Source organism: Paenibacillus sp. ALJ109b (assembly GCF_010747435.1).
Taxonomy (GTDB): domain Bacteria; phylum Bacillota; class Bacilli; order Paenibacillales; family Paenibacillaceae; genus Paenibacillus; species Paenibacillus taichungensis.
Genome location: NZ_JAAIFP010000004.1, coordinates 306,191 through 319,805 on the forward strand (window position 1 = coordinate 306,191; position 13,615 = coordinate 319,805).

General features: G+C 46.4%; 11 protein-coding genes. 1 reads left to right on the plus strand and 10 read right to left on the minus strand.

The features are described from left to right. Positions 1-48: 48 nt before the first annotated feature. The 7 genes from G3352_RS04485 to G3352_RS04515 all read right to left on the minus strand — a co-directional run bounded on the left by G3352_RS04485 (position 49) and on the right by G3352_RS04515 (position 8,443). Positions 49-1,014, minus strand: a complete 966-nt coding sequence (locus tag G3352_RS04485) for an ABC transporter ATP-binding protein (RefSeq protein ID WP_163754227.1) — start codon at positions 1,012-1,014, stop codon at positions 49-51. Further along, positions 1,007-1,990: an ABC transporter ATP-binding protein gene (locus G3352_RS04490; protein WP_163754230.1), complete on the minus strand. Its 984-nt coding sequence runs from the start codon at positions 1,988-1,990 to the stop codon at positions 1,007-1,009. The genes G3352_RS04485 and G3352_RS04490 overlap by 8 nt, the downstream gene beginning before the upstream one ends. Before the next feature lie 9 nt (positions 1,991-1,999). After that, a complete protein-coding gene (gene opp4C / locus G3352_RS04495) occupies positions 2,000-2,941 on the minus strand; it encodes an oligopeptide ABC transporter permease (RefSeq protein ID WP_076288622.1) in 942 nt (313 codons plus the stop codon). Between the two features lie 13 nt (positions 2,942-2,954). Further along, on the minus strand, positions 2,955-3,911 hold the full coding sequence (locus G3352_RS04500; protein WP_063563946.1) for an ABC transporter permease: 957 nt from the start codon (positions 3,909-3,911) through the stop codon (positions 2,955-2,957). Positions 3,912-4,012: 101 nt separating this feature from the next. Beyond that, positions 4,013-5,737 (minus strand): ABC transporter substrate-binding protein, encoded by a 1,725-nt coding sequence (locus tag G3352_RS04505; RefSeq protein WP_163754233.1) that lies wholly within the window; start codon positions 5,735-5,737, stop codon positions 4,013-4,015. A 322-nt stretch (positions 5,738-6,059) separates the two neighbouring features. Continuing rightward, a complete protein-coding gene (locus G3352_RS04510; protein ID WP_240342928.1) occupies positions 6,060-6,968 on the minus strand; it encodes an ArsR/SmtB family transcription factor in 909 nt (302 codons plus the stop codon). 158 nt (positions 6,969-7,126) lie between these two features. Further along, complete coding sequence (locus G3352_RS04515) at positions 7,127-8,443, minus strand: hemolysin family protein (RefSeq protein WP_076288619.1); 1,317 nt, start codon at positions 8,441-8,443, stop codon at positions 7,127-7,129. A gap of 378 nt (positions 8,444-8,821) precedes the next feature. On the opposite strand from G3352_RS04515, the gene G3352_RS04520 reads away from it, so the two are divergent. Then, complete coding sequence (locus G3352_RS04520; protein ID WP_205524700.1) at positions 8,822-10,678, plus strand: alkaline phosphatase; 1,857 nt, start codon at positions 8,822-8,824, stop codon at positions 10,676-10,678. 168 nt (positions 10,679-10,846) lie between these two features. Here G3352_RS04520 and G3352_RS04525 read toward each other — a convergent pair whose 3' ends face one another. From G3352_RS04525 to G3352_RS04535, 3 genes are all read right to left on the minus strand, one after another. Continuing rightward, on the minus strand, positions 10,847-12,427 hold the full coding sequence (locus G3352_RS04525) for a sigma-70 family RNA polymerase sigma factor (RefSeq protein WP_163754236.1): 1,581 nt from the start codon (positions 12,425-12,427) through the stop codon (positions 10,847-10,849). A 217-nt stretch (positions 12,428-12,644) separates the two neighbouring features. After that, complete coding sequence (gene gerQ, locus G3352_RS04530) at positions 12,645-13,136, minus strand: spore coat protein GerQ (RefSeq protein ID WP_375165293.1); 492 nt, start codon at positions 13,134-13,136, stop codon at positions 12,645-12,647. An 18-nt stretch (positions 13,137-13,154) separates the two neighbouring features. After that, a complete protein-coding gene (locus G3352_RS04535; protein ID WP_076288615.1) occupies positions 13,155-13,577 on the minus strand; it encodes a cell wall hydrolase in 423 nt (140 codons plus the stop codon). Between the last annotated feature and the right edge of the window lie 38 nt (positions 13,578-13,615).

Consider the following 13,615-nt stretch of genomic DNA (forward strand, 5'->3'; position numbering starts at 1 on the left):
ATTACGTATCCATAAGATACCGTTGATATGAAATTACTCTCACATGCTTCAGACCAAATGACAGGCTACAAAATGATCCGCTCCAACGTTCCGATACGCTGGAATTTGCTGCTTGCAGATATCTTCTGCCCATGGACAACGTGTATGGAACTTGCATCCAGTTGGCGGATTCACCGGACTGGGGATATCCCCTTTAAGCACAATTCGTTCCCGTTTCAATTTGGGAATCGGTACAGGTACAGCTGATAGCATGGCTTTCGTATACGGATGCAGTGGATTGCCGAACAACTCATCTCTGGAGGCCGTCTCGACCATGGAGCCCAGATACATCACTCCAATACGGTCACACAGATGTTCCACCACACTCAGATCATGCGAAATAAACAAGTAAGCAAGGCCACGCTCTTGCTGAAGCCGTCTGAACAGGTTAATAATCTGAGCCTGAATAGACACGTCCAGTGCTGATACCGGTTCATCTGCGATAATCAGTTTCGGATTTAAGATCAAAGCTCGCGCAATCCCAATCCGTTGTCGCTGTCCACCAGAGAACTCATGGGGAAAACGATCAATATGATAAGATGACAATCCGCAGGCTCCGAGTACCTCCTTGACGAGATCACGAACCTCGCTTGCGGTAGCCAACCCGTGATCCAATACAGCCTCCCCGATCGCATCACCAATGCGAATGCGCGGGTTCAGTGAACTGTAGGGGTCCTGGAAAATAAGTTGAAGCTGCGGACGGATCTTCCGCACTTCCTGCATAGATAACTGATGCAAGTCAACACCTTGAAAACGAATCTGTCCTTCCGTTTTTTCCGTTAATCGCACGATCGTTCTTCCAACGGTGCTCTTGCCACTTCCGGATTCACCCACTAATCCAAACGTCTCGCCTTCATGGATTGTGATGCTGATATCATCGACTGCTTTCACATGGGCTACTGTACGATTCAATAAGCCTTTGCGCACTGGAAAATAGGTTTTGAGATGTTCAATTTCCAATAGAGGTTCAGACATGACTCAATGCCTCCTCATACAGAAAGCATGCAGCCTTCTGACCAGGTCCAAGCTGCTTCAGCGTCGGCATTTGCGTGGTGCATATCGACATACAGTGCTCACAACGATCAGCAAAATGACAGGAATCTTTTAAGGACAGTGGATCAGGTACATGTCCGGGTATCGAATACAATTCATCCTGTCGTTGATTGATAATTGGCTTGGAGCGTAGTAATCCTTGGGTATATGGATGTTTGGGAGATTCAAATAATTGCACCACTTCCCCCTCTTCCACCACTTTGCCTGCATACATTACAACGACATAATCCGCCATTTCAGCTACAACGCCAAGGTCATGCGTAATCATCAGAATGGAGGTTCCTGATTGGGACTTGATGTGTTGTAGCATATCCAATATCTGCGCTTGAATGGTCACATCCAGTGCAGTGGTTGGTTCATCCGCGATTAACAGTTTCGGGTTACATGAGATGGCAATGGCAATCATAATGCGCTGCAGCATACCTCCACTCAGCTCATGCGGATAGCTGTTTGCAATCTGTTCGGGACGTGAAATGCCAACTTCGGCAATCAGCTCAACCGCTCTGGCACGAGCCTGCTTTTTACTCATTTTCAAGTGTACTATCAGCGGCTCCATTAATTGCTCACCGATCTTCAGCACGGGATTCAGAGAGGACATCGGTTCCTGAAAAATCATGGAGATGTCATTGCCCCGGATGGCGCGCAGTGAGGATTTACTTTCACGGAGCAGATCCCGTCCACCAAACCGGATCGCACCGCCAACCACCTTACCTGCCGCTTCCTCGATCAAACCCATAATCGACATGGCGGTTACACTTTTTCCACAGCCTGATTCACCAACGATGCACACCGTCTCCCCTTCACGTACATTCAGGCTTACGCCGTCCACGGCTTTGACATTTCCTTCTTCTGAGTAAAAATGAGTTTCAAGTTGTTCAATTTCAATCATATTTTGCATGAGGCGTGCTCACCTTCTCTTCTGTTTGGGATCTAATACGTCTCGAAGACCATCACCAAAAATGTTAATCGCAATAACGGTCACGAAAATGGACAGCCCTGGCGGAATCCATAACCACGGATGCTGTTGAAAATCAATCATGTTGTTGGCTGCATCGATCATATTGCCCCATGTAGGCGTTGGGGGCATGACACCCAGTCCAAAAAAGCTAAGTACCGATTCGCTGAGAATGGACCCTCCGATATTCAGAGTCGCCATGACGATGAGAAGCGGAACGATATTGGGCAGAAGATGGTGAAACAGTTTGCGACGGTCACGCAAGCCAAGAACAATAGCAGCCTGCATGAACTCACGTTCTCGCAAGCTTAACATCTGTCCCCGTACCATTCGGGCCATACCGGGCCAGTTGACAAAGCTGAGCATCAACATGACGATATACATTCTGGAATCCGGAGGAACCTTCCAATCCGATAACAACGCGCCGAAAATGAACAGCAGCGGCAATCCCGGGATCGTAAGCAGCAAGTCGGCAATCCGCATAATGACCTGATCAACAATGCCACGATAATATCCGGCGATGGCTCCAAGCAAGGAGCCGATAAATACGGATAGAACCATGGAAGCCAAACCAACAGTGAGCGAGATACGACCAGCCATCAGCACACGGGTAAGCACATCCCTACCAAGCGCATCCGTACCAAGCCAGTGATGAATGCCGGGACCTTGTTTCATCGCTGTCATATTGATCTTGTTATCGGTATATGGTGAGAACAGCGGTCCAATGAAACAAGCAACAAACATCAACAAAACCACGATGAATCCGCCAACAGCAAGTTTGTTCTTGAGCAGTCTTCGGATCGACAATTTCCATAAAGAAGACTTGGCCGGAACCTTTGAAGGTAAGGCAGCTTCTGCGGCATTTCTCGTTACAGACGATGAAGAGATTGTCATGTTCATAGCCCCCTTATTGCAAACGGACACGCGGATCTGCGATGTGATAGAGCACATCAGACAGCAGCGTTCCAATGACGGTCAGAATGGCGATAAACATGGTAAAGCCCATCAGCAGCGGATAATCCCGTAGCGAAAAGGACTGCATATATAACTGGCCGATACCCGGCCAGCTGAATATTTTCTCAATAATAAGTGAACCACCGAATAAGGACGGCAGCTCGAATCCAATTAGTGTTATCGCAGGCAACAGAGCATTGCGCAAGGCATGGGTGTATAACACTTTGCTTTCTTTTAAACCTTTGGCTCGTGCTGTGCGAATATAATCCTGCTTGATCACATCAATCATGTTGCTGCGGAAGTAACGGGTAAGTGAGCCTACCCCAAGAAGAGTCATAACAATTACAGGCAAGGTCATGTGTTGAATCACCTCTTTGACATAGGCCAGACCGGTAGCATTACTTCCTGTAGTCATCATGCCGCCTGGAGGCAACCATTTTAGGTCAACCGCCAGCAGTTTGATCAAAAACAATCCGATAAAGAAAGATGGCACGGACATGGCTGCAAATATGCCTATCATCACGAAGGTATCGAACCACGAGTACTGCTTATAGGCAGCGATCACACCGATAATAACCGCGATAAACCAGGTCAGGAATGTGGTCACCGCAGCTAACAGGAATGAATTCCAGATATATTCGTTGAACAGCGAGAGCACTGGCTTTTGTTGTGCCAATGAATATCCGAAGTCCCCGTGTACAGCATTTTTCATCCAGATGAGATATCGTTCGATAACGGGCTTGTCCAGTCCATATAATTCTCGCAGTTCGGCCTTGCGCTCAGGACTCAGCTTAATGTTGCTGGAGATGTAGTCGCCAGGGGTAAGTGCATACAGACTGAAGATCAGAACGGAAGCGGCCAGCAAAATAAGAACCATATATGTCATCCGTTTCACAATGTAAGTGCTCATATCAGGCTCCTTATCAATGCGTCCCCTGCATCTGCGACATCGCAAACACAAGGGACGTTTTGTTTATTTCGGTATTGATGTTTCTTGATTCATACCACCGCTTATTTCAGAGACCATTCCGGCAAGCTGGTTGCAATCCCGCGGTATGGACTGACAGAGAGTCCATCGATCCGACCGTTATAGGCGTAGACTGTTTTTTTGTAACTGGTGAAAATGACAGGCAGCTCATCGTTGAGCAACTGGTACAGCTCTTTGTATACTGTCTTACGCTCCTCAATGTCTGTCGTAGCCAGACCTTTGTTGTACAGCTCTTTCACTTTGGGATTGTCGTAGCCCTTCAGCTCACCATCCACAAATTGCAGTACACCGTCAGAAGGATCCGTTAACATCGGTGTAGAGAAGGAAGCTACATCGTAATCGCCACCCTCCACTTTGGAAACAAGCGAGTTGAAATCAGCGAAGACTTCCGGCTGGAACTGCACGCCAATCGCTTCAAAGTTTTCTTTGGCCACCGCAATGAAGATATCCGTGGCCGGACTCTTCGTTCCGAGGAAATGCAGGGACAACTTCTTCCCGTTTTTCTCACGGATGCCATCCGCTCCAGGCACCCAACCTGCGTCGTCCAGCAATTGATTGGCTTTGTCCGGATCATAGGCATATGGATTAATACCTTCTTCCGTATATGACCAGGAAATAGGTGAAGTCGGGATGTTGGCAACAGCCCCTGCCCCTTGGTTGGCGTCCACATAGATGGACTGACGATCCAGGCCATAGGTGATGGCTTGCCGTACTTCTTTTTCCTGAAGCTGTTCATGCTCCAGATTAAGCTGTAAATATCCGTATGTACTTGGTGTGTAAGGTAGAAGGTTAAGGTATGGGATATTTTTCAGCTTATCGATATTCTCCTGGGTAGCCGTGAACGAAGTGAAGTCGATCTCTCCGGTCTCAATAAACTGCCAGGTGTCTCCTTCCGATGTTTTATATATGAAGTGCTCGGTTTTCGGTTTGCCCTTATAGTAGAATTCGTTGGCAACGAATCGTACTTCCTGACCCGGAATGAACTTTTCGAGTTTATAAGGACCATTGCCTACAGGTGTTGCATGAAGATTTTTAATGTATTCAAGCTTGCCGAATTGATAGTCTTTGCCGTAGTAGGCTTTGGATAACACCTCTGAGCCCAATGTAAGCAGAGCAGTTGCGTTGGGCTGTTCCAGCGTGACCGAGATCGTTAACGGATCAATGACCTTAATACCCTCGATGTGATCTGCCTTTCCTTTGGTATACGCTTTACCGCCTTTCACCTTGGTGGAGAAAATATCGAATCCACCGTCATACGACTTGTCATGCAGAATGGTCCATGTAAAAGCAATATCATCTGCGGTGAGCGCGGAGCCGTCACTGAACTTGGAATCTTTTCTCAGATGAAACGTGTATGTACGCTGATCGTCTGACACATCCCAGCTTTCAGCAAGATCAGGAACAGGCAATCCTTTCTCATCTACGGTCACAAGTGAAGCAAATAGCAATGAAGCAACGTTGCCATCATATCCACTCTGATGGAAGTACGGTGTGAAAGCCCCACTGGGATCCGTAAGTCCCACAATCACCGTATCCGTTCGTTTTTTTGCCGTCTCAGGTAATTGATTCAGGTCCGTTGCCTGAAAGGGTGCATCCAGTGCTGCTGAAACCGGAGTCGCTTGTGTGCCCGAATTTGTTGTCCCGCTTCCAGCAATAGTGGTCTCTGCTCCCCCACCTCCAGCACATGCCGATAACACAATCGCACTACTGATGATTAACGATGCCACGGATAAACCTTTCACTCTCATAAAATCCTCCCCAATTCATAAATGATCCATATTTTTCTCGCTCAGCCATTCCTAATTCCCGAAATAATCCAGAATATATATAATTCCTATGAAATTAGTAAGGTATAAGTTCGATAAGCCCTATTATAAGAACCGCATTTGGTTCTGTAAATAGAGAACCACAAAAAAATATTTATATTAAACCCATTAATATCCACTTTAAAGCGATAAAATAGCCGTATGTTTTGCGCGGATTTACTGAATAAATTTCAGTTCGACCACAACAAACATACGGCTGTATCAGAGGAATACTTTTTTTCTAAAAACCACATTTTGATAAACGTTATTGCTCCAAATAATTCATGACATTCGGTAAAATTTGCTCCAGTGCATGAAGACGAAGTGAATACTCAACCAGGCTCTCTCCTTCAAAATGCGCATAGACCAACCCTGCTCCACGAAGCTTGGAAAGATGGTCATGAGTAATTCCTTTGGAGAGCTTCAAGTGACGAACAATTTCTATGAACGAACGTGGTCCCTGATGCAGAAAACGCATGATTTTCAGTCGGTTCTTCTCTCCCAAGCTGCGAATCACACGCAAATGATGGGTCGGAATATATTCGTGATCTCCCATATACAATCTGGAGGAATAATGGCACAGCAGAGTATCCCCAAAATGCAGGATGACATTTAGCGGTTGAAAATGAAATTGTGGCACAAGCAGTAGTCTATCCAGCCCCTTCATGTCCCGGAACATCAACCCGTTGGTCGCATCGTCGAGTACCTCTTTCTGGGGAGATTGATTTAACTGTTCCTTGCGGTTCAGAACCTCCTGGCGCAGATGCTGCAAGATGGCGGGATCAAGCAAACGAAAATATTGCTCATTCCAGCCGGTTAAGACATAGGTCATCTTGGTCTGGAAAGCAGCGATATCATCCGTATAAGGGAAACTGTACCGACTAAAAATGTCATGAAGGTCAAGCACTGTTCGTTGGCTAAACCATTCAATAAAATCCTCTGGCTCCTCAGCTTCCACTCGCAAACAGACAAGCAGATACATCCATTTCCAATCATCATCCACGTTCATATTTTGTAAGACAGCAGCAAGCTCAGGTGTTAGCTGCCCTTCTGTTTCTTGCGCCCAGGCTATGGATAAATCAATCTTTTTATGCGATTTCCGGCAAATATATGTATGCAAACTGGCCATGAATTCAAATACAGGCGTAAATCCAACCTCAATGCGATAGCTCAATCTCAACCTCTCCTATCTTGCAAAGTCGTTCCATTATACCCTGTTTGCAGCCGTGCATGCTACGATTATAGGGTAAACAAAAAGCCGCACAATGGAATAATCCACCGTACGGCCTCTCTATAGACTGGAATCTCCTGTCTCCAAAATAATACTTTGGATTAAGCGCCTTCGCCTTCAACCATCAGATCCAGCTTAATCACATTCACACGCGAAATCCGCTTATGTTCGGTCTCTTGAATGACAAAGACATATCCATCATACTCTACCGACTGCCCTACTTCGGGTGGGATGGTCTCTACTCTGGAGTATAACCAGCCGCCAATCGTATCATAATCTGCCCGGTCCATATCCAGGCCAAAGCGCTCACTAACCTCTTCAATCAGCATGAGCCCGTCAATAGAGTATTCCATCTCATCCACTTTCTCAATCACCGGACGCTCCTGGTCAAATTCATCTTGAATCTCGCCCACGATCTCTTCCATGATGTCTTCAAGCGTTACAAGGCCGGAGGTTCCTCCGTACTCATCAATCAGGATGGCAATCTGTGTCTTGCTACGCTGCATCCGCTTGAGCAGGTCACTGATCGGAGTGGAATCGGGTACTGCGAGAATCGGCCGAATTACCGAGATGGTATCTGTAAGCTGAGATCGCATCAGGTCTTTAATGTGAATAAAACCGATAATATGGTCTTTGTCACCGTTATAAACCGGATAACGGGTACGCATGCTCTCACTGGCAATTTCCAGATTTTCCAGCATGGACTGATTGGCATTCAGGCAGATCATTTCCGTCCGCGGAATCATAATTTCACGGGCGGTTGTTGCCGTAAAATCAAATATATTATCAACAAGCGCCAATTCAGTATTATCAATTAAACCGCTCTTATTGCTTTCTTTCATCAGAATGCGTATTTCATCTTCACTATGCGCTGAGTCATGCTCTGAGGCCGGTGCCATGCGAAACACTCTCAGCAGGCTGTTCGCCATACCATTCAATGCCCATATAAAGGGATACATTAATTTGTAAAAGAACGTAAGCAGCGCCGCAGACCATAACGTAATCGTCTCTGATTTGCGGATAGCCATCGTCTTGGGAGCAAGTTCCCCGAGTACAATATGCAAAATCGTAATAATAACAAAAGCAATCGCAATGGAAATACCGTGTACGTATACCGGACCCATTCCAAATGCAGTAAACATGGGTTCTAACAGGTGAGCAATCGCTGGCTCTCCTAGCCAACCGAGTCCAAGTGAAGCAAGCGTTATGCCCAATTGGCACGCAGACAGATAAGCATCCAGGTTGCGTACAATATTAGAAGCATAAATCGCATTTTTATTACCTGTTTCCACTAAAGCTTCAATCCGGCTGCCACGAACTTTGACCATCGCGAATTCTGCCGAGACAAAGAAACCATTCATCAATACAAGCAAAGCAATTAAAAATAAATTTAATATACTCGGTAAGGGGTCACTCAAATTATCTTCCTATTCGCCGTCATTCCTCGGCAAATAGGTCCACCTCCTTCGAAAATGTAGGATATTTGCCATTCTGCCGCTCATATGCAGTTTCAACTTCCCAATGCATTCACCTCCACCTTCTTCTGTCGAATAACAAGGATATGCTTCTTTTATTATATAATTCTACACTACACAGTCAATCCGTGTCCTATGACAACGAAATGATGCATACGGGCTATTTCGTTAACAAATGTACCGAATGCGCAGTTTTTTTTACGTTTTACTAACAAATATATGCATCTTCTTGCTTACGGTTTAACTTTTCTCTTACGCTCAGTTAATCATTCAGCTATATACTTCCAAATAGAACAACAAATTGATCTCGGAGGTATGTTCATGAAAAGTCATCATGCTATGAAATGGAATGCTCTACTACTTAGTGCGGCTGTTGCAATTACAGCAGTGCCTTGGCAGGTCAATGCTGAACCCGTATCTGCCCAGCAACAGACGGCCCCTGCCGCATTTACCATTTTACCTATTGACCGCGCTCAGATTCTGGCAGGCCAGAAGCTCGATTTCCGAGTTGAATTGAACGGTGCCAAGTTAAAATCGAAAGACATTAAAATCCAGGTTAATGGCTTGTCACCGGACAAATACTTCGGCAAGTCCGGAACGTGGACAAGCAGTACCGAACTGAGCACAGAATACACCATACGGGATGTTGCCTTCAAAGAAAGTGATTCCATTGTGGTAACCGCCGAGACGACGGCTACAGGCAAGCGTACATATTCACGGGTCGTATACCAAGTGTTCGATCCTTCCATAGACACGGCGACACTGACAAACGGTGAGCAAGCCAAAAATGTCGTTCTAATGATTGGCGATGGCATGAGTGCCAATATTCGCACCGCCGCTCGTGTTGTATCCAAGGGTATTAACGAAGGCAAATTCAAGGGTTGGCTGGAGATGGAACAAATGGATGCCATGGGCATGGTCACCACCTCTGGCATGGATTCGATCGTCACCGATTCAGCCAATAGTGCTTCCGCTTATGCAACTGGTCACAAAACGGCCGTCAATGCCGAGGGTGTCTACCCGGACAATACACCAGACCCTTTTGACGATCCGAAGGTGGAAAACATCGTTGAGCTGGTGAAGCGGACACGTGGCATGGCTACCGGCCTTGTAACGACTGCGGATGTGACAGATGCGACACCTGCTGCAATGGCTGTACATACACGTAAGCGCGGGGAGCAAGAAGCGATTGCGAGCATGTATCTGAATGAAGCCAATCGACCGGATGTTATTCTTGGCGGTGGTCTGGAGTGGTTCCTTCCAGCAGCTGACGGCGGAAAACGCAAAGATGGACGTAATATTGTGGAGGAGTTCAAAAAAGAAGGATATACCTACGTGACAGATGCAACAAATCTGGACAAGTCTGCCTCTACCAAATCATTGCTTGGATTATTCCGCAAAGGCAACATGAACGTATATTATGACCGGGAGTATACTCAGCCTAACAATGCAGAAATTGTGGGCAAGGATACTGATCAGCCAACGTTGATGGAAATGACTGACACAGCCCTTCAAGTGCTGGAACAGAACAAAAACGGATTTTTCCTGATGGTCGAAGGTGCATCGATTGATAAACAGGCTCACACGATGGATTTTGAACGCTCCGTATGGGATGCAATTGAATTCGATCAAACGGTTGGTCAGGTTAAGGAATATGCGAAGAAACACCCGGATACGCTCGTTATCGTCACATCCGACCACGGTCATTCCCTTACTCTAAACGGAACGTATAACACGGAAGCCGCCAAAGGTAAATCGGGTGACGAACTCCGTGAATTGATCGGCACATATGCTGATTCCAAGTTCCCGACGTATGTGGATGCAAACGGAGATGGATTCCCGGACAATCCGGATTCCGAGTGGAAGATCGCTGTTGGCTGGGGCAATATGCCGGATAACAATGAGGATTATCTCGCTAATCCGGTGCCAATCAGTCCTACCATCCAGGACCCTAACGTCAAAGACAAGGCATGGTATATCGCTAACCCGGACAAAGACCCGGACGGTGTTCACTACACGGGTAACCTGCCTCATGATGAAGGCCAGGAAGTCCACACATTCGACGATGTACCAATCAACGCCTCAGGACCAGGGTCCCACCTGTTCTCCGGCTATCTCGATAATACGGATGTGTTCCGTAAGATGGTAACTGCATTGAAGTTGGATGCGGCCAAGTAGAATAAAGGTTGAACTAACAAAAGAGTATCCTAGCTCATGCTCAGGCATGGCGGGATACTCTTTTTTTATGATTTTATGGATGATGAGGATTAGCTGGCACGTTAGCTAAGCAATTACCCCTCTACTGCTTCTACTGCTTTTATTTTATTTCTGATGCCATCGCATTCTCTATAGGATCACTACGTTCCCATTAACGGTATCCCAGCGCCACAGTTTGTCTTCCTCTTCACCTATCTGAAGACCACCAATCCAGGAAGTATAAGAAGTATCATGTCTTAATAGTGCCCAGTCTACTTCTCCATTCAGCACCTGAATACCGAGTTCGGTCAAAGACAAGACAGCGTGACGAAATTCATCATGATGCTGCTGGAAGTTAGGAAAAGCTTGTACACCGCTTAATTGAAGTAAAGCATGTGGTTCCTCTGTCATTCTCTTCAGATGAGCCCAGTACTCCAGATCACCCATTCCCAAGATATGCAATTGGTCTCCAACATGCTTGAACAATGGATAAGGACTATTCACGCCCTCTCTTATAGCCTCCAGTGTCGATTGCTCAATTATGCCCAGTCCGTTCGATACAGAAGGCAGACGGGACAGGTGGGCCTTGAATGCAGCATGTGCAAAAGGGAGCACCGATGTATTTTTTAGCAAGTAGTCCTTGTGATCCTGAATGTCAGATGATGCATACGCTGCCCAAAACTCGCTGCCAGCCTGGATTTCCTCCGCCCCCATCACGTGCCAGGTACCTGATAAACGTCCAATCTGTGAGGGTGTGAGTTGCCCAAGTCCCCGAAAATGTTCTATGTCTGGATAGTTATCGATGCATAACAGATTCAGCTTTGTATTCTTCAGGTCCTGTTCCCTGAAATAGTGCAGCAAGTACGATAGCATTGCCTGATCATAGAGGTCATACTCAAACCACAGGACGATCTCTTCGTGCTGATGGAATGACTTAAGTGTCTGCTCAAGTTCCTTGATTTTCAAGTATTCAGTCTGTGGAATACCCAAGTGATGCTCCAAATATTGTGCTCGTTCACTTCGATCCTTCTCATTCCTCATATTTCTTGTTATTGGTCCAAATGTATAAAGCTCTCGCCAGACCAAAATTTCACCTTGAATCCCGCTTTGTCTTAATCGATCTGCCGCATGGTCACCATTCATAATGTGAAGCATTCCTTTTCCTCCTTCGTATAGATCACTAAATACTGAAATCACATCCGCCACAGGCAATGAACGTCTGAGCCTGGATCTGGCATCATACAACCGTTTCTTCAGAGCCGGAACATTAACCCCGAGAAATTCCGACATTTCCTTGAGCGAGTAGCCCTGAAAATAAAACAGTTCAACAGCAAGCTGCATGGAAGTTGGCAAATTGGAAATCGAATCTTGCAGGAGGCGATGCACCTCTCCTTTCAAAGCCTGTTCTTCAGGATTATGAGCCTGATTCTCTTCCTGAATTACATCCTCAATCTCCAGGACCGGGACGGTGCCATGCTGCTTACGCCTCATTAGACGGTAACACTGTCTCTCCACGATGACTTTGAACCACCCGGGAAAAGCATCAGGTTTGTCCAGTTTGGACAAATTTGCAAAGGCCTCCGTGAATGCCTCTTGTACCACATCTTCGGCCAGGAACGTATCCCCTAATTTTTGATAAGCAACAGCCAGTGCCATCCCGCTAAATTGCGTCACCAGTTGCTCATAAGCCTCGGCTTGCCCCTGGAGTGCTCCATCGATCCATGTCTTCAATATGTTTTGCTCCTTCCTGTGCGCTTGCTGCTTGATGTATTTATCTTTAAGTGCCCTGATTGGAGGAAAAGGTTACTTCTGCTTATGCTTTAATTTTTTATTTGTTTATGCTTTATATCATAATATAGGAAAAGCTGCCCCGTTTGCGTAATTATAAACGCATGCGAGACAGCCTGAGTATTACCGTATTATAATTATGTTCTTTTTTCTCTACAGATTAACGTCTGCTCGGTTGTTGCGGATAGTTCCCGATCACACCTGGATATTGATACAACAACGGCTCATCGAATGTAGCATAGTCGAAATTGACCATCAGAAGCATGATCCGTTTTCCGCTGTTCGGGTCACTGATGATGATATGGTCACGACCAGCAGCTTCCAGAATGCCTTGGAAAATGCGGGCATTCCATTCTTTGTTGCCTTCGTATGTCATGTAGAATGTTCCACATTTCCCCAGGTTAAGCCGTAAAATATTTTCAATGTAGGATTGTTCAAACTGTGGCGCAGTAGTGGTTACCACTCCACCCGTAGGTGTCATTGGAGCACCGCTTGATACGAGCGGAGGTACGCTTGTGGAACTAGGTGAAACCATGCCTGGTGTTGGGGACATCATTGGCATACCGTTACCGATTTTATATGATGTTCCTTGGACTTGCGAATTGGCCTGTTGGCCCATAACTTGTGTCGGTTGATACGGCTGGTTAATCATAATGATTCCTCCCAAAATTTAATATACGGTTGGACAGTCTTCGCCTGTCGGACTGAAGAAACAATGCGCCTTGAAACGGCCTGTATTTTGCTGGTTATACCAGGTTGGTGGACATTCCCCCACCGGACGGAAAAACCACAGGGAGTTGCTGGCTGGCCAGAAGCGTTCGCCGTTAATGACACGCTGTGCCAAGCGTATTTCCGATGATCTTGCCCGTTGGTAGAAGTACCCTTTTTGCGTAGACTCGAAGCCACCCGGATTCTGAAACACCATTCGATTAATGTCCCGAATATCACCGAAATCCAAGCAATCGCCGAGCACCCGGTTTACACCCACATTGCCTACAAGCAGCATGCCTTGTTCGCCGTCACCTTCAGCCTCCGCTCTCATCAGTCTAGCGAGCAGCTTGACGTCTTCCGAGTTGGCTTTAATAACAGCCATATCCTGTTTCCTCCCTTGTTGAACCTCTTCATCACCGT